We start from the raw sequence: 15,835 nt of genomic DNA on the forward strand, positions 1-15,835 counted from the left end.
TCCTATGGCATTATAATGAGAACCCTATAATTCAGGCTTATCATGATGTTTGAGCAAGTTTTGGTTTGTAAGCAAAATATAATTTAACTACTTTGATAAGGTTCTTTCTTTGTCAATTAAAGGTTTATTATCTTGGAAAATATTTGCTTTTTCAAAAGAATAAGCTAATTTAAGGACTGTTTTCTCATCAAATGCCTTACCTATGATTTGCATTCCAACAGGCATTCCCCGGCTCAGCCCACACGGTATTGTTAAAGCAGGAAGCCCTGTCAAATTCATCGGTGCTAGAAATCTAATGACGTGTTGTAAAAAATTAACTTCCCTTCCGTTTAAATCTTGGAATTCGTTTCCTATCTTAGGTGGTATAAAAGGCATTGTGGGTGTTATTAATACATCAATCGACTCAAAAGCATTGGTAAAATCGTTGATTAATCTTTGTCTTAGTTGCTGAGCCTTTAAGTAGTCGACAGCGCTAGGCAGTTGGCCGAGTTCCAATAGAAGTCGTACATCTTCTCCAAAGTCCTGAGGGCGAAGCTTAAGATTAACATCGTGTATAGCACTAGCTTCTGGTAAAATTGTGTTCATTTGGGTTATAGACAAATTTTTTAATTCCGGTATACTAATTGTTTTTACCTCGGCCCCCAACTCTATTAATTTATTAATTCCATCCCGAACTGCCATTTCGATTTCAGAGTCAACATCATTCATGAAATATTCTTCATTAATTCCGATAACTACACCTTTAATATCTTCGGACAGGAAGTCAGAGTATTTTTCGGCAGGTATATTTGCTGATGCTGGATCTTTCCTATCATACCCAGCAATCGCCTCTAACAATATAGCTGCATCCCTAACTGTTTTCGTCATGGGCCCAATATGATCAAGAGACCAAGCTAACGGAAAAGAGCCATATGTACTGACCCTTCCATATGTTGGCTTGAGACCGATAATTCCACATGCAGAGGAAGGTAGTCGAATAGACCCTCCTGTATCGGTTCCTAAAGAAGCAATTGTCATATCTGCTGCAACAGCGGCTCCGGATCCTCCGCTGGAACCTCCTGGGATTCTTTCTATATTCCATGGGTTGCGGCAAACTCCATAATGCTGATTGTTAGTGGTACCACCCCATGCATACTCATGCAAATTTAGTTTTCCGGTGAATATTACTCCAGATTCTTTTAATTTTGACACAACAGTTGCATCAAATTCCGGTATAAAATCAGAATGGATTTTCGAGCCAAGAGTCGTAACTTCACCTTTAATATATAAATTATCTTTTAGGGCCATTGGAATACCATGAAGCGCCCCTCGATAATCTCCTCTTAAAATCTCTAATTCAGCTAGCTTTGCTGATTCTAGAGCAGTATCTGCTGTAACGTTAATAAAGGCGTTCAACTTAGAATTATGAGCTTCTATTCGTTGCAAAACTGACTTTGTTATTTCAACCGGTGATACTTGTTTTTTTTGAAGCAAAGGTGCTAATTCCTCAATGGTTTTTAATGCTAATTCTTCTATCATTTTGTACCTCTTATTGGAATATGACTTAAAGCAATTTTCGATTCACCAAGCTTTAGGATTTCAACAGTCTGATTTGATAAACTTATCTCTTCCCACTGCTTTACAAGAATGGCATGATCGTATTCAGATACCTCAATCCCTCTATACGCCAAAATATCAGTAATTAGGTCCTTCAAAGTCCATCCCCCTTATTCCACTATTAGAAATATTCATTTTATTTATAAAGTAATTATTCTTTAAGTGTTTTAGATTATATGGTCCGAGAGCTATACACTTTGTTTGATTTTCTTCTTTCCAAAGAACTCTTTGAACATTAAAACAAGCAATACGATATTGCTAACGCCCAAATAAATCAATAATATCCATACTATTGAAACAAAAGTGGTTTCAGAAATTTGCATATAATCTAGCACCTCACAATTTTTTATTTGGTTATATCACTCTAGTTTCCAATTGCTGCGGTTCTTCATTTTTAGGCCATAATAGACACCCAATTAATGGGATAACTCCTGAGATAGCATGAGTTATCCAATATCCTTGCCAGAGTGGAACAGGATTCTCTATAGCTCCGATTTCCGGTAGAAAAACAAAATATATTGAAGCTAAAATACCTATAATCATACCTAAAAATATGGCTCTAGTATTAATTCGTTTCATCAATATTGATATAACAAAAGGCCAAGTTATCGGTACAGCTAATGCTCCTATAGCATATGTGAAAAATAGGATTGAAAAATTTCCGGTACCAATAAACGTCATCAATAGGCCAAAAAATAGTACAGATACCTTTGCAAGTCTAAGTACTTGTTTATCATTATATCCTTGAAGGCTTAAGAGTTTTTTTTGAAGGGGTTTAAAGATATCGTTTACAAAAATAGTTGAACAGGCACTTAAGCAAGTACTAACTGTCGAAAATATTGAAGCTAAAAGAATAACAACAACAAAATAAGTTACCCAGGGAGGCATAAGTTTCAGAAATACCGCAGGCATTACCTCACTTCCCTGTAAATTTAATCCCTGAGCGAGACCAATCATTCCAATTATCCCCGCAACACAAGGTATCGGTACCCACAATAAAGTCGATCCTAAAATGAGCTTCGATTCTTCTCCTTGTTTAACAGCAAATACTTTTTGCCATACTTCCGAATTAATAAAAGTATACATAATGTAGCCACCCCAACTAATGAGAAGCCAGCCCGTAACCGTATCTTTACTTATAATCGTTGTCGCTGTGGGAACGCCTGAAGCAGCTAAGCCTTGGTATATAGCTGAAGGACCACCTACTTTAAATATTGTTATAGGCATAATAAGAATCAATAATATCACCATGGCTACTACTTGCACTGAACCAGTGATTATTGCAGCCCTTACTCCTCCAATGGCAATATAAATTGTAATAATGGCCCCGGCTATTATTACTGTTTGCCAATGAGACATTCCAAACATTGCATTCAGTATCAATCCCACCGCCATTATATTAACAACACCAAAGAAAAACATTTGGGCAATCGCGACAAAAGTAAAAATGGCATGTCCCTTGCTCCCAATTCTTTTACCAACTATTTCAGGAAAGGTACTCGCATTTGGCATCATCTGTCTTGCCCTTTTGATTACTGGAATACCAATTACAGCTGAAATTGGTAAAATAGCTGCATAAGTCCAAAGAGCTGTAGCGCCAAACTGATATCCCCCTTCTGCAGAACCAAGTAATGTTGATGCCCATATCCAAGTTGCCATTAATGAAGCCATAGCCATAATGTTTGAAACACTTTCCCTTGCCGTCATAAAATCATCAGAAGTCTTGGAACCTTTTTGATTGAACCATATGGCTAATGGAATCATTACTATGGCTGAAATAATCAGAACAGCAAAGCCACCAATAGGATTTAATTGCATATTGAAATCCCTCCTATATTCCTCTTCTACGATACTCGTAAATTCATACCTCATTACATGGGACGTCTCTAGGACGTTCCGGAAAATTCAATTTACATCAACCAAGTAACTATTCCAACTGAAGTAAGCTCCATTTTAAAATTTTATTTACTTGTTAAATTCTTAATAATATCACCTTCAGATGAATAACTAATATATGTAATTATTAGTTTTTAAAGGTTTAAGATTTACTAGATTTTATGCCTGCATCTTCTTAATAGTCAACAACATATAGTAAGCGGTTTCAAAAATGTTCTTCTATAAAAGCCATCAGTTCTTGTTTGATTTCGTTAAATTCTGTCCAAAATTGTTCTTCTGTCATTTTCCACTCCTCCTATAATTATTAAAAGAATTGAAAAGGAATATTTCCATAATTGGATATTATTATAAAATTTTGCAATTGTCAACATTTTGTTTACTATTAAAATAGGTTGAATTTTCTATGTATGTAATCGCTATTTCATGGTTAATCTCTTTTTCCAATCGGGTTTTTATCAGCTTTGAAAGTTATATCGGCATCTTTTCGGGCTTCTTCCAAAATCTGCATGACGGACCGGCTGTGATTCAATAGTTCATAACAACGATTAATATTTTTTGTTTGAAGGATTTTGTTGAATTCAACTACTTCATAGAACAAAATATTCTCATTGTCTTGAGCATCTAACCGGACCTCTCCTTCTCTCGTGTGCATATACACCTTACTGCAGCCATTTGGGCCATTTTCAACGTGTATATAGCCTTTCTCTCCTTGAATTAAAATAAAGCTTAATCCATGCGTATCCTTGCTTCCCATGCATTCCGCAATCATTTCAGGGTATTCCATTACCACTACACCTGAAGTATCAATGCCGTTTGCATGTTTATTTGCGATGTAATTTACTGCTTTTGGACGGCCAAAAAGACGAGTGACGAAGTGAAGATTATAAACATTGATATCTGCCAAAGCACCTCCTGAAAATTCAGGATTGAAAACATTAGGTGTTTCACCATTAAGAAGCAATTCATATCTGCTCGAATACTGGCTGTAATTACATTGAACAAGTTTAATTCGACCAATCCTGTCCAGATTTTTTTTTACAAGTTTAAAATTAGGTAAATGAATGGTTGTTATTGCTTCAAACAGCATTAACCCTTTATCTATGGCATAATTTATTAAACTTTCGGCCTCTCTTAATGTTGACGTGAAGGGTTTTTCACAGATTACGTGTTTTTCGAATTGGAGTGCTTGATACGCTTGCTCATAATGCAAATTATTTGGAGAGGCAATATAAATCACATCAATTTGAGAATTAGAAAGCATAGCTTCCAAATTGGTATAAATATTGTCGACATTGTATTTTTTAGCCAATGCTCTTGCTCTACCTTCCTCGCGGGTATACATGGCTATACACTTATTTCCTTCCACTTGCTGTAAGGCAGAAAGAAACCTGTCCACAATCCATCCTGTTCCAATGGTCGCATAATTCATTTTACACACTCCGTTTCATTTCTCGCTCCCTACTGCTATTTGCAACCAATTCTTATTTATCGATGATCCTGTAGGATTATTCTAAATCCAATGGCCAAGGCTTTAGAAAGCACTTGGCCATTTAATTATGATTTGAAAAAGGTACGGTTACTCCAAATTCGCATGCCTTCCAAACATAGTCGTAGAATCCAATCCCTTTTTATCCATGAACCTCAAAATGACTGCGTCAAAGAACACTAAAAGGGACTGCTCGAACAACGAACCCATCGGTTGGATTGTTCTATTCTCACTCTCGGTCTCCGATTTTACTTGGGCAGGGATCTTGATTGCCACGTCAGCCAGACGCCCGATCGTCGAATCTGGAGCAATGGTAATCAGTGCAATTGTCGCTCCAATGTCTTTCGCTTTCTCGGCCATCGACACAAGGCTTTTCGTTTCGCCCGAACCAGAGCCTACAATTAAAATATCGTCTTTTTCCAAATTAGGGGTAATTGTTTCCCCGACAACATAAGCATCAATTCCCATGTGCATCATCCGCATGGCAAAAGATTTGGCCATCAATCCCGATCTACCGGCCCCTGCAACAAAGACTTTTTTAGCTTCAATGATGCGGTTGACAAGCTTTTCTGCCTCATCATCAAGCATTAGGCTGGCGGTACGCTGCAATTCTTCAATAATTTCATTTACATATTGAGTTGTTTGCATCAATGTCGCCTTCTTATGCCAATACTTTTTCTTTGATTAGTTTTTTCATTTCAGCAGCCGCAGCCTTTTTATCTTCCTGTCCTGTAATTCCGCCGCCCACAATGACAAGATCCGGCTCAGCGTCAACCACTTGTGGAAGTGTATCCAGTATGATTCCGCCAGCGATTGCTGTTTTTGCATTTTTCACAACGTTTTTAATAACTTTGAGCTGTTCGAATGGATTTTGCCCGGCTGCCTGGCCATCGTATCCTGTGTGCACGCAGATATAGTCGACACCTAATTCGTCAATTTCTTTCGCACGCTGTTCCAAGTTTGGCACATTGATCATATCAACAAGAATTTCTGTGCCATGCTTCTTTGCTTCTTCCACAGCACCCTTGATTGTAATATCGTCAGTTGCTCCAAGAATTGTCACAATGTCAGCGCCTGCCTGGGAAGCATTCATTACTTCATAGGCGCCCGCATCCATTACTTTCACATCAGCCAAAACTGTCATATTTGGAAAAGCATCTTTGATTTCTTTAACTGCTTTATGCCCTTCTTTATTAATGATGGGTGTACCGATTTCCACAATATCAACATGTTCTTCTACCTCTTTTACCAATTCCTTTGCTTCCGGAATATTAACCAAGTCTAATGCCAATTGAAGTTGCATAAATACTCCACTCCTTAAGAATTTTTTGATAAATTTGAATCTGACTATCATTCTAGAGGAGGTTATTATAAAAAAGAAGTACGCACTTTATTTTCAGATAGTTACCGTAAGTATACCGTAAATAGGATAAACTTTGCCATACCAATGGTTTGCATTGTATAAATCCGTTGAATTTCTCATCTCATTTTCTTCTCTCTGCATTTTTCAAAAGATATTTCTACCAAAAATCTAAATCTCTACTGTCGTAGTTTCACAAGTGGACTTTATATAATTCTTTCCCCATTTATACATAACTTCTAAAACTGGTAATAAAGATTGCCCATGTTCCGTCAGTGAATATTCTACTTTCGGAGGTACAACCGGGTACACCTTCCGATGGATAATTAAATCATCCTCTAGCTCCCTCAGTTGATGGACAAGCACCCTTTGCGAAATCCCTGGCATAAGCGCTTTCAATTCATTAAATCTTTTGGTTCCTTCATTGCCAAGATGCCATAAAATCAACATTTTCCATTTCCCGCCTATTACAGCAAGCGTAAGTTCTTTCTCACAATTGAAAGATGTTTTACAAAGTCGTGCCAAATTCTTCACTCCTTTTTTCACGATAGTATACTTATTGTCACTATTTGAGAAAAAAGTGCATACTTACAAATACTAATTATACACGTTATACTGAGTTTAGTATAGGCAGTATAGGAAATATCAAAGGAGGGTTATATATGTCGATGACTGTTTCACAAGAATCCCCAACAGGAGCTGCCAATTCTAATGCGACTAAAGGAAATGAAAAGTTAGACTCCATGACCTTTGTTTTGTTTGGAGCAACAGGTGATTTAGCGAAACGGAAAATCTTTCCTACTTTATATAATTTATTTTTGGATAACAAATTACCTGATCCCTTTGCAGTTATCGCATTAGGTAGAAAGAATTTCTCCTCTCAAGCATTTCGTTTACATGTGTTGGAATCGCTTAAAATTTTTTCGCGCAGATTTCCAGAAAATACAGACAGTACTGAAACTTTTCTTCAAATGATTCATTATCATTCATTGAATGCCACTGATAATCAAGGATACTTAAAATTGGTTGACTATATTAAACATTTGGAAACAGTATTGAGGATTCCAGAAAACCGGTTGTTTTATCTATCGATGGCCCCTGAATTTATAGATACTGTAACATCTAATATTAAAAAAAGCGGTTTAGATTCCATAAATGGATGGAAACGCCTGGTCATTGAAAAGCCTTTCGGTTTTGATTTATCTTCGGCACAGAATTTGAATAATAAACTGGGTAACGCTTTCGATGAAGCTGAAATTTATCGAATTGATCATTATTTAGGGAAATCGATGGTCCAAAACCTTGAGGTCTTGAAGTTTGCCAACCCCATGTTTCAAGATATATGGAACAAGGAAAATATATCTAATGTTCAAATTACGGCCAGTGAAACGGTTGGCGTCGAAGAAAGAGCAGATTATTACGATCAAGCTGGAGCCATCCGCGATATGTTTCAAAATCACATGCTGCAGATACTGATGATGACAGCGATGCAGCAGCCAAAAAAACTTAATTCTAAAGAAATTAGAAAAGAAAAGTTGAAAGTCATGGAAGCCCTCCAGCCTTTGCAAAAGGAGAACATTTGTTCAAGCATCATTCGTGGGCAATATGAAGCGGGTGCAATAAATGGAATTCCTGTTAAAGGCTATAGAGAAGAGCCTGGGGTCGAAAGTCTTTCAAAAAATGATACTTTTATTGCCGCCAAAGTATTAATTAATCATCCTGCCTGGTATGGAGTTCCTTTCTATATCCGGACCGGAAAAAGAATGAAAGAAAAATCAACTCGCATTGTAATTGAGTTCAAGAAAAAGCTGTCGATTGTTGATGCGAAAGACAGTGACAAGACCATACCTAACTTATTAACCATCGAAGTCAACAAAGAAGGCATATCCCTGCAATTAAACATAAAGAACCCAGAGACAAACAAGATTGAACCTGCTTCGTTTTCGTTTTCCGCTAATAATGGTAATACGCCAGCCGAATATGAGCTACTTCTCTACGATGTATTTCGAGGGAATTCAACTTTTTTTGCTCATTGGAAAGAAGTTGAACTGGCTTGGAAATGGGTGCAGCCGGCTTTGGAAGCTTTTGAAAAGAGCGATTGCCCCCTCCATACTTATCCCGCTGGGTCACTAGGACCGGTGGCGGCTGATCAATTGCTTAAACATGATGGGTTTAAATGGTGGTAAATATCATAATTTTTTATTTTATTTTCGGTATATAAACAGTATTTTTCCTATTGTTGAATAAAAAACTTGATTTTCAGTAAATGAAAGGAGAAAAATTCATGACTGTATCTTTTAATTACACAAACGCCCTACCCTTCTTAAAGGAAACAGAACTTGAATACTTAAGTGAATTTGTAGAAGTAGCCCACAACCGCCTTCATCACAAAACAGGTCCCGGGTCAGATTTTTTAGGCTGGGTTGACTGGCCGCTTCATTACGATAAAAGTGAGTTGACCCGGATTAAGCACGCGGCTCAAAATATTAGAAAACACTCCGATGCATTGATAGTCATCGGCATAGGAGGTTCCTACCTGGGTGCACGAGCGGCTATCGAAGCACTTTCTCATACCTTTCATAATCAATTGGGTCAGCAAACCGCGGTGTATTTCGCAGGTCAGAATATAAGTCCCACATATATCACACATTTGCTTGAGCTTCTTGAAGGTAAGGATATTTCAATCAACGTCATATCTAAATCTGGCACCACTACAGAGCCAGCTATTGCCTTCCGTATCTTTCGCGACTATATGGAGACTAAGTATGGAAAAGAGGAAGCAAAAAAGCGCATCTTCGCAACTACAGACCGTTCTAAAGGTGCCCTAAAAAGCCTGGCAGACCAGGAAGGCTACGAAACCTTCGTAATCCCTGATGATATAGGCGGCAGATACTCTGTTCTGACTGCAGTGGGTCTGCTTCCCATTGCTGTAGCGGGACTGGATATTGATCAAATGATGGAAGGTGCAACTGCGGCTTCCTATAAATACAACAACATAGACCTTTCAACGAATGAATGTTATCAGTATGCTGCCGTACGCCATGCCCTGTACCAAAAAGGCAAAGATATCGAATTACTTGTAAATTACGAGCCTTCTTTGCATTTTGTATCGGAGTGGTGGAAACAGCTTTTTGGCGAGAGCGAAGGAAAGGACCAAAAAGGGCTATATCCGGCCTCAGTTAATTTTTCCACCGATCTGCACTCTATGGGACAGTATGTGCAAGAGGGCCGTCGTAATCTGATTGAAACTGTCATACTAGTAAAAAAACCAAGAGTGGACCTGGTCCTTGAGTCACACACCCAAGATCTCGACGGCCTAAATTATCTAGCTGGACAAACGATGGATGAAGTAAATAAAAAAGCATTTCAAGGGACAGTAATGGCACATTTGGATGGTGGCGTGCCTAACCTTCTGCTGGAACTGGAAGAATTGAATGAGTACAACTTTGGTGAATTGGTTTACTTTTTCCAAAAAGCCTGTGCGGTCAGTGGCTATCTGCTGGGAGTGAACCCATTCGACCAGCCGGGAGTGGAAGAATACAAGAAGAACATGTTTGCCTTATTGGGCAAGCCAGGATTTGAAAGCGAAATCAGTGAACTTGAAAAAGCACTAGTGAGATAACATATAGCAAAGGAATGAATCATGTGGAAAAACAACAAATTGGAGTAATCGGTTTAGCGGTTATGGGCAAAAACCTTGCACTAAATATTGAGAGCAGAGGCTATAGCGTTTCCGTGTATAACCGGTCTTCCAAAAGAACAATAGAATTTTTAAATAAGGAAGCGGTTGGGAAAAATGTTACGGGTACAAAGGATATTGGAGAATTCGTGGAGTCCTTGGAAAAACCCCGTAAAATTATCTTAATGGTGAAGGCTGGCGCTCCTACAGATGCGACAATCGATTCATTAAGGCCCTTTTTGGAAACCGGGGATATTCTTATCGACGGTGGAAACACCTTTTTTCGAGATACGATCAGAAGAAACAAGGAATTGGAAAAATCCGGCATCCATTTTATCGGCGCAGGCGTCTCAGGAGGTGAGGAAGGTGCTTTGACAGGTCCTTCTCTCATGCCTGGCGGTCAAAAGGAAGCATATGAACTTATCAAACCTATCTTCGAGGCCATCTCAGCAAAGGTAAACGGTGAGCCATGCAGCACATATATCGGCCCGGATGGAGCAGGCCATTACGTAAAAATGGTCCATAATGGTATAGAGTATGGAGATATGCAGCTGATTTCAGAAGCTTACTTCATTATGAAACATACACTGGGATTATCTGCCCAAAACTTACATGAGGTTTTTTCCGAGTGGAACAAAGGTGAATTGGACAGCTATTTAATCGAAATCACCGCCGATATTTTCACAAAAATTGATGATGAAACCGGGAAACCTCTTATAGATGTGATTTTAGATACCGCCGCTCAAAAAGGAACAGGCAAATGGACGAGCCAAAGCTCTCTGGACCTGGGTGTTCCCCTCCCTATCGTAACCGAATCCGTATTTGCCCGTTTTATGTCCGCCATGAAAGAGGAACGCGTCAAAGCTAGCAAACTTTTAAAAGGACCCGAAGTCAAGCCCTTTGAAAGCGATAAGACTGGTTTGATCGAAGCAATCCGCAAAGCTCTGTATATGAGCAAAATTTGCTCGTATGCCCAAGGGTTTGCACAATTGCGTGCTGCGTCTGACCATTATGATTGGAACCTACGGTATGGCGAATTGGCCATGATTTTTCGCGGGGGCTGCATCATCCGGGCACAGTTCCTACAAAAGATCAAGGAAGCCTATGATCGCAATCCGCAGTTAGCCAATCTGTTGTTGGATCCGTATTTTAAAGATATCACTGAGAACTATCACTCTGCGCTAAGGGAAGTGATTGCCCTGGCAATCCAGCGCGGCATTCCAGTACCAGCGTTTTCCAGCGCATTGTCATACTATGACAGCTACCGTACTGCGACATTGCCAGCAAACCTATTGCAGGCACAAAGGGATTATTTTGGGGCTCATACCTATCAAAGGGTTGATAAGGAAGGTAGCTTCCATACAGAATGGTTTTCAAACGAAAAACAACTAACCTTTTAATACATTAGAAAAAGGAGATTATTAAAATGATAGTATATGATGTCACTGAAGCCATCGTTGAAGGCATGACCGTTTACAAAAACAAGCCGGAAAAACAACCGAAGTTCAACAGCGTCACCAATGGATACGTAACAGAGACAAGGCTTGACTTAGATGTTCATACAGGGACGCACGTGGATGCCCCTCTTCATATGTTGACGGATGGAGACACATTTGAAACCGTTCCATTGGAAGATTTAGTGGGTCATTGCAATGTATTGGATCTGACAGAAGCCGTAGACCGGATTACCAAAGCTGATCTCGAAGTATACGACATTAAAAAGGGAGACTTTGTTATTTTAAAAACTAAGAACTCATTGGAGAACACCTTTAATTTTGAGTTTATCTTCCTCGCCCATGACGGAGCTGAGTATTTAGCTGAGCTGGGCGTACGTGGTATTGGCATCGATTCACTTGGTATTGAGAGAAACCAGGAGGGACACCCGACGCATAAAACTTTGTTTAAAAACAAAGTGATAATCATTGAAGGTCTTCGCTTAAAAGAGGTGGACGAGGGAGATTATTTCATGGTTGCTGCCCCTTTGAAACTGGTTGGGACGGATGCTTCTCCAGCAAGGGTGTTATTAATTAAGGGAATAGCAGAAGAGTAAGTCATAGCAAACTTATAGATTTATTTTACTTAAACGATAGGATATGATGATGTTATAAATGATTTTTGAGGCCTAAATTGGCCTCTATATTTTTTATCATGGGAGGAGGAATTTGTTTGATTTCCCGTCTATCATCACCTTACATATTGTTAATACTCGCAACCATGTTTTGGGGAGGAAACTTCACAGTTGGAAAATCACTTGTAAGTTACGTTCCACCCTTTACTATGTCTTTAATCCGCTGGTCAATGGCATTAATTATTTTATTGCCTCTTGCTTGGAAAGAGTTAGCACAAACAAAGCAGATAATGATTAAACATTGGAAAACATTGATTGCTTTATCTTTAACCGGAATAGTGGCCTTTAATGCACTAGCTTATATTTCTGTCCAATACACCACATCTATTAATGCTTCTCTGGTGAATGCATTGTCTCCTGTATTGATCATGCTGTTGTCTCTCTATGTCCTTAAGGAAAAAATGTCCAAAGTGCAGATTCTTGGTGTCTTCATTTCTTTAGTTGGGGTAATATGGATTATTACAAAAGGAAAGATCGATTACCTGTTATCACTAACCTTTAACACTGGTGATATGATCATGATCTTTGCTGTTTTGGCATGGGCAGTTTACTCTGTTCTAATGAGAGCTTCAGGAACAAACTTGCCAAAAACAGCTACTTTTTTCGTCACTATTTTAATAGGCGTTGTTATTCTGGCACCTTTTGCTATGTGGGAAACTTATTCTCTTCCGTCTTGGGAGCATTTGGAGGCCCCTCAATATCTTGGCCTGCTGTATATAGGTGTTTTTCCATCCATTCTATCATTTGTGTTTTGGAACAAAGCGCTCTTTATCATAGGACCGTCGAAGGCATCCATCTTCCTGAACTTTATAGTATTGTTCGCCTCAATATTCAGCATTCTATTTCTTAACGAAAAGATTTATCCGGCACAAGTAATTGGCGGACTTCTGATTATTTCAGGTGTGGTTTTGACGACAAATATTAAACTATTCAAGAGTACTCGTGGCAGCACAAAGGTAAAACACCAAACAAAAGAAAAACCCTCGAGTAGTTGAGGGTTAAGAATTTAAAGATCAATTTCAATTTTATAATAAAGTATTATGAGTTTGCTATAGCAGTAGTTTTATTTGACGGATGGTTAGCAGGAAGTTTACGATCCATCTTTAAAACTCCGTTCAACATTACATTTCCAACCTTCTCTATGTCTTCCGGAGTGCTGTATTCCTCCGGACAGTGACTTTTACCGTCAATGCTTTTTACAAATAGCATCACTGACTTCGTGATAGAAGCTATATGTGCAGCATCATGGACAGCCATACTTGGAAAGACCATATATGGCTCCTCCATATCTTCAGCTGTTTCCTTCATTATATTTACCAAGTCATGATCCAACTCAATCGGTTTTTGATCCAGGAATAATTCTTGTTCAATAAATACTTTTCTCTTTCTTTTAATCCACTTCCAGATTATACCGATGTCACTCACAGCTTTCTTTATATCAAGTTCGTTTTCTCCCCTGAGTTCAAAGGTGAAATTTACTTGACCTGGAATGATATTTACCGCATTGGGAAACGCCTGTATTTTTCCTACAGTTCCTACCAAACTTCCCTCATACTCCCGGCAATAACGCTCGACCTCAATAATCATCTCCGCTGCCGCTGTCAGAGCATCCTGTCTGTGCTCCATCATCGTTGTTCCTGAGTGGTTGGATTGGCCGGTAACCGTCACATTAGTCCGGTATGTCCCAACTACGTTATCAATCACCGCTAAAGAGATATCGTTGGATTCAAGCCGCTGGCCTTGCTCTATATGAAGCTCGACAAACGCTTTTATGTCACGTCCCTTCTCGTGCATCTCCGGATACCGATTGAGACCTCCTCCCACACTCTCAAGGGCCTCGCTGAGTTTCATTCCTTTGGAATCCAGTACACCTTGTAACATGTCAGGATGCAGACGGCCGACAAATGATCTGCTCCCGAATGTGGATAAATTGAAGTCATTTGATTCTTCCGCTGTAAAAGAAACAATTTCCAAATCATGGTCCAAAGTGACATTGTTTTCGCCAAGCGTCTTTATAATTTCCTTTGCCATAAGCACCCCCAGCGGCCCGTCATACTTGCCGCCATTAGGTACTGAATCCAGGTGGGAGCCTACTACAATACAACCTTGTTTTTTTCCACTGCCTTTTTTTCTACCCCAAATATTCCCAGCACCGTCAACCATCACCTGCAAATCCATATCCTTTAACTCGTTAATGAACAGATGACGAACTTCGAGATCCGCCTTTGTGAAGCTCGGCCGTGTTACGCCGCCGTTATTATCCCTGCCATACTCCGCATACCTATTAATATCAGATATTAAGCGGTTTATATTAATTTCCATCGGGCCTTGGAATCCTCACTTTCCTATTGATAAAGGTGACCGTTCCTCTTTTACGGAACTAGTTTCTTCCATATATATGTACACCCGTCACTCATCACCCAATACACCATAAGAGGGGGCAAGAACCGGCTCGATTGCTCTTGTCTTATAGTCCTCTGCCTGTGGACTGTATATTTCCCAAGCCTTTTTCAAGTCAGTCAATGGATCTTCACTGTAATCAATCCGCAAATCCACATAAGCGAATGGAACTTCCGGCTGATAAATAAGAAGGGCAATGGAGTGCTCCTGATCCATTTCCCCTCCCAAATCAAATCCATGTTCAATAGATGCAATTAATCGATCACCGAGTGGCAGTTCTCTATTTCGGAGGAAGAGATTCCCCATAGCTTCAGGAATCTTAGAGTCACTCAATAAATTTCCTATGGCCGCAACATTATTTCCATAAAATTGACCATGCACTCCCAATGCTTTATCTCCAGTGAAAACAGCTGAATTGCCTGTAGCATCCACAACGGCTAATTGCCGATATTCTGGAAATTCTGAAGCAGCTTTCATCGTTTTTAAGGCAGCTTTTGCGTCATAACCTTTTTCTAAAGTAGCCATTCCGATATCAGCCAATCGGGGATCAGTGACATTCTGTGACAGTATTACACCTATCTTCGATTTAACCCATGGACATCTGGCACCGACTGACGGGCTGCTTGAAGTGACAATGGCACCTAAAGCGCCTGTTTTAGCACAGCGACCTGCCACAGAAAACGTACTGGTAACTCTCATTCTTTATCACTCCTACTATATTTGTAGAGCAGTAGAAAAGTTGGATTTACTCCAATTTATCTACTGCTCTCACAGAATTACGGATCCGTTAGTAAGTACTGCTAGGAATTATATTAATTGTCGCTGACGACAGCTTCAACATCAATCTCAACTAGCATTTCAGGAAGCGCCAGGCCGTCTACAACCAGACCTGTGCTCACAGGGTATACTCCCTTGAAGTGTTTGGCAATGACAGCGTATACTTCGTTCCGGTAAGAACGATCTGTTACGTATGTTGTAATCTTACATACATCTTCCATTTTTCCGCCAACTTCTTCTAACAACTGTCTCACACATCGGAGGGCGTTCTCCATCTGCTCGGCGGGATCATTAAGTCCGTGAAACTTTCCATCAAGGTCAAATCCTGTCTGTCCCCTCATGAAAATGTGATTTCCCGCGCGAACCACCATACTGAATTCATTTACTACATGATGCTCTTTTTCTCCAAACTCTGAAGGATAAAACTTCTCTGTTTTGAACTTGCGGAATCTCTCTATTTTGATTCCGGTTTTCTCTTTTTGTGTTGTCATTGAACATACTCTCCTTATCATT

At 39.4% G+C, this 15,835-nt stretch carries 15 protein-coding genes; 5 read left to right on the forward strand and 10 right to left on the reverse strand.

Features of this window, described 5'->3' with window-relative positions; all coding sequences use genetic code 11:
* Positions 1 to 87 precede the first annotated feature (87 nt).
* From D4T97_RS06870 to D4T97_RS06900, 7 genes are all read right to left on the reverse strand, one after another.
* Positions 88 to 1,518 (reverse strand): amidase, encoded by a 1,431-nt coding sequence (locus tag D4T97_RS06870; RefSeq protein WP_126049016.1) that lies wholly within the window; start codon positions 1,516 to 1,518, stop codon positions 88 to 90.
* A complete protein-coding gene (locus D4T97_RS06875; protein WP_126049018.1) occupies positions 1,515 to 1,694 on the reverse strand; it encodes a hypothetical protein in 180 nt (59 codons plus the stop codon). Before D4T97_RS06875 ends, D4T97_RS06870 begins: the two co-directional genes overlap by 4 nt.
* A 256-nt stretch (positions 1,695 to 1,950) precedes the next feature.
* Positions 1,951 to 3,414 carry a sodium:solute symporter family transporter gene (locus tag D4T97_RS06880; protein WP_164525496.1) on the reverse strand — a complete coding sequence of 488 codons (1,464 nt, stop codon included), beginning with the start codon at positions 3,412 to 3,414 and terminating at the stop codon, positions 1,951 to 1,953.
* Between the two features lie 505 nt (positions 3,415 to 3,919).
* Positions 3,920 to 4,921, reverse strand: a complete 1,002-nt coding sequence (locus D4T97_RS06885; RefSeq protein WP_126049211.1) for a Gfo/Idh/MocA family protein — start codon at positions 4,919 to 4,921, stop codon at positions 3,920 to 3,922.
* 147 nt (positions 4,922 to 5,068) lie between these two features.
* Entirely contained in the window at positions 5,069 to 5,626 is a 558-nt protein-coding gene (gene hxlB, locus D4T97_RS06890; RefSeq protein ID WP_126049022.1) for a 6-phospho-3-hexuloisomerase, read from the reverse strand.
* A 13-nt stretch (positions 5,627 to 5,639) separates the two neighbouring features.
* A complete protein-coding gene (gene hxlA / locus D4T97_RS06895; protein ID WP_126049024.1) occupies positions 5,640 to 6,281 on the reverse strand; it encodes a 3-hexulose-6-phosphate synthase in 642 nt (213 codons plus the stop codon).
* Between the two features lie 228 nt (positions 6,282 to 6,509).
* On the reverse strand, positions 6,510 to 6,863 hold the full coding sequence (locus tag D4T97_RS06900) for a winged helix-turn-helix transcriptional regulator (protein ID WP_126049026.1): 354 nt from the start codon (positions 6,861 to 6,863) through the stop codon (positions 6,510 to 6,512).
* Between the two features lie 218 nt (positions 6,864 to 7,081).
* Here D4T97_RS06900 and zwf point away from each other — a divergent pair, with 218 nt between their 5' ends.
* The 5 genes from zwf to D4T97_RS06925 all read left to right on the forward strand — a co-directional run bounded on the left by zwf (position 7,082) and on the right by D4T97_RS06925 (position 13,140).
* Positions 7,082 to 8,524 (forward strand): glucose-6-phosphate dehydrogenase, encoded by a 1,443-nt coding sequence (gene zwf / locus D4T97_RS06905; protein ID WP_235872182.1) that lies wholly within the window; start codon positions 7,082 to 7,084, stop codon positions 8,522 to 8,524.
* A gap of 98 nt (positions 8,525 to 8,622) precedes the next feature.
* The gene (locus tag D4T97_RS06910; protein WP_126049028.1) at positions 8,623 to 9,960 is read left to right on the forward strand and encodes a glucose-6-phosphate isomerase; all 1,338 of its coding nucleotides are present in this window, start codon (positions 8,623 to 8,625) and stop codon (positions 9,958 to 9,960) included.
* Positions 9,961 to 9,983: 23 nt separating this feature from the next.
* Entirely contained in the window at positions 9,984 to 11,417 is a 1,434-nt protein-coding gene (gndA, locus tag D4T97_RS06915) for an NADP-dependent phosphogluconate dehydrogenase (RefSeq protein WP_126049030.1), read from the forward strand.
* Positions 11,418 to 11,443: 26 nt separating this feature from the next.
* Positions 11,444 to 12,067 carry a cyclase family protein gene (locus tag D4T97_RS06920; protein WP_126049032.1) on the forward strand — a complete coding sequence of 208 codons (624 nt, stop codon included), beginning with the start codon at positions 11,444 to 11,446 and terminating at the stop codon, positions 12,065 to 12,067.
* Between the two features lie 116 nt (positions 12,068 to 12,183).
* Positions 12,184 to 13,140, forward strand: coding sequence for a DMT family transporter (locus D4T97_RS06925; RefSeq protein ID WP_164525497.1), 957 nt, complete (start codon positions 12,184 to 12,186; stop codon positions 13,138 to 13,140).
* 43 nt (positions 13,141 to 13,183) lie between these two features.
* On the opposite strand, the gene D4T97_RS06930 is transcribed toward D4T97_RS06925, so the two are convergent.
* The 3 genes from D4T97_RS06930 to D4T97_RS06940 form a co-directional block, all read right to left on the reverse strand.
* A complete protein-coding gene (locus tag D4T97_RS06930; RefSeq protein WP_126049036.1) occupies positions 13,184 to 14,467 on the reverse strand; it encodes a Zn-dependent hydrolase in 1,284 nt (427 codons plus the stop codon).
* A gap of 87 nt (positions 14,468 to 14,554) precedes the next feature.
* Positions 14,555 to 15,244, reverse strand: coding sequence for a DUF1028 domain-containing protein (locus D4T97_RS06935; protein ID WP_126049038.1), 690 nt, complete (start codon positions 15,242 to 15,244; stop codon positions 14,555 to 14,557).
* 113 nt (positions 15,245 to 15,357) lie between these two features.
* Positions 15,358 to 15,813, reverse strand: coding sequence for a RidA family protein (locus D4T97_RS06940; protein WP_164525498.1), 456 nt, complete (start codon positions 15,811 to 15,813; stop codon positions 15,358 to 15,360).
* Positions 15,814 to 15,835 lie beyond the last annotated feature (22 nt).

Origin of the sequence: Siminovitchia acidinfaciens, assembly GCF_003605385.1 — a bacterium.
Lineage (GTDB): Bacteria > Bacillota > Bacilli > Bacillales > Bacillaceae_C > Siminovitchia > Siminovitchia acidinfaciens.

What these genes read in the sequence shown, in the direction of transcription:
- D4T97_RS06870 (WP_126049016.1), bottom strand. Translation starts at nt 1,518, where the DNA reads ATGATAGAAGAATTAGCATTAAAAACCATTGAGGAATTAGCACCTTTG.
- D4T97_RS06935 (WP_126049038.1), bottom strand. Translation starts at nt 15,244, where the DNA reads ATGAGAGTTACCAGTACGTTTTCTGTGGCAGGTCGCTGTGCTAAAACA.
- D4T97_RS06910 (WP_126049028.1), top strand. Translation starts at nt 8,623, where the DNA reads ATGACTGTATCTTTTAATTACACAAACGCCCTACCCTTCTTAAAGGAA.
- D4T97_RS06880 (WP_164525496.1), bottom strand. Translation starts at nt 3,414, where the DNA reads ATGCAATTAAATCCTATTGGTGGCTTTGCTGTTCTGATTATTTCAGCC.
- hxlA (WP_126049024.1), bottom strand. Translation starts at nt 6,281, where the DNA reads ATGCAACTTCAATTGGCATTAGACTTGGTTAATATTCCGGAAGCAAAG.
- hxlB (WP_126049022.1), bottom strand. Translation starts at nt 5,626, where the DNA reads ATGCAAACAACTCAATATGTAAATGAAATTATTGAAGAATTGCAGCGT.
- D4T97_RS06940 (WP_164525498.1), bottom strand. Translation starts at nt 15,813, where the DNA reads ATGACAACACAAAAAGAGAAAACCGGAATCAAAATAGAGAGATTCCGC.
- zwf (WP_235872182.1), top strand. Translation starts at nt 7,082, where the DNA reads ATGACCTTTGTTTTGTTTGGAGCAACAGGTGATTTAGCGAAACGGAAA.
- D4T97_RS06930 (WP_126049036.1), bottom strand. Translation starts at nt 14,467, where the DNA reads ATGGAAATTAATATAAACCGCTTAATATCTGATATTAATAGGTATGCG.
- D4T97_RS06885 (WP_126049211.1), bottom strand. Translation starts at nt 4,921, where the DNA reads ATGAATTATGCGACCATTGGAACAGGATGGATTGTGGACAGGTTTCTT.
- D4T97_RS06920 (WP_126049032.1), top strand. Translation starts at nt 11,444, where the DNA reads ATGATAGTATATGATGTCACTGAAGCCATCGTTGAAGGCATGACCGTT.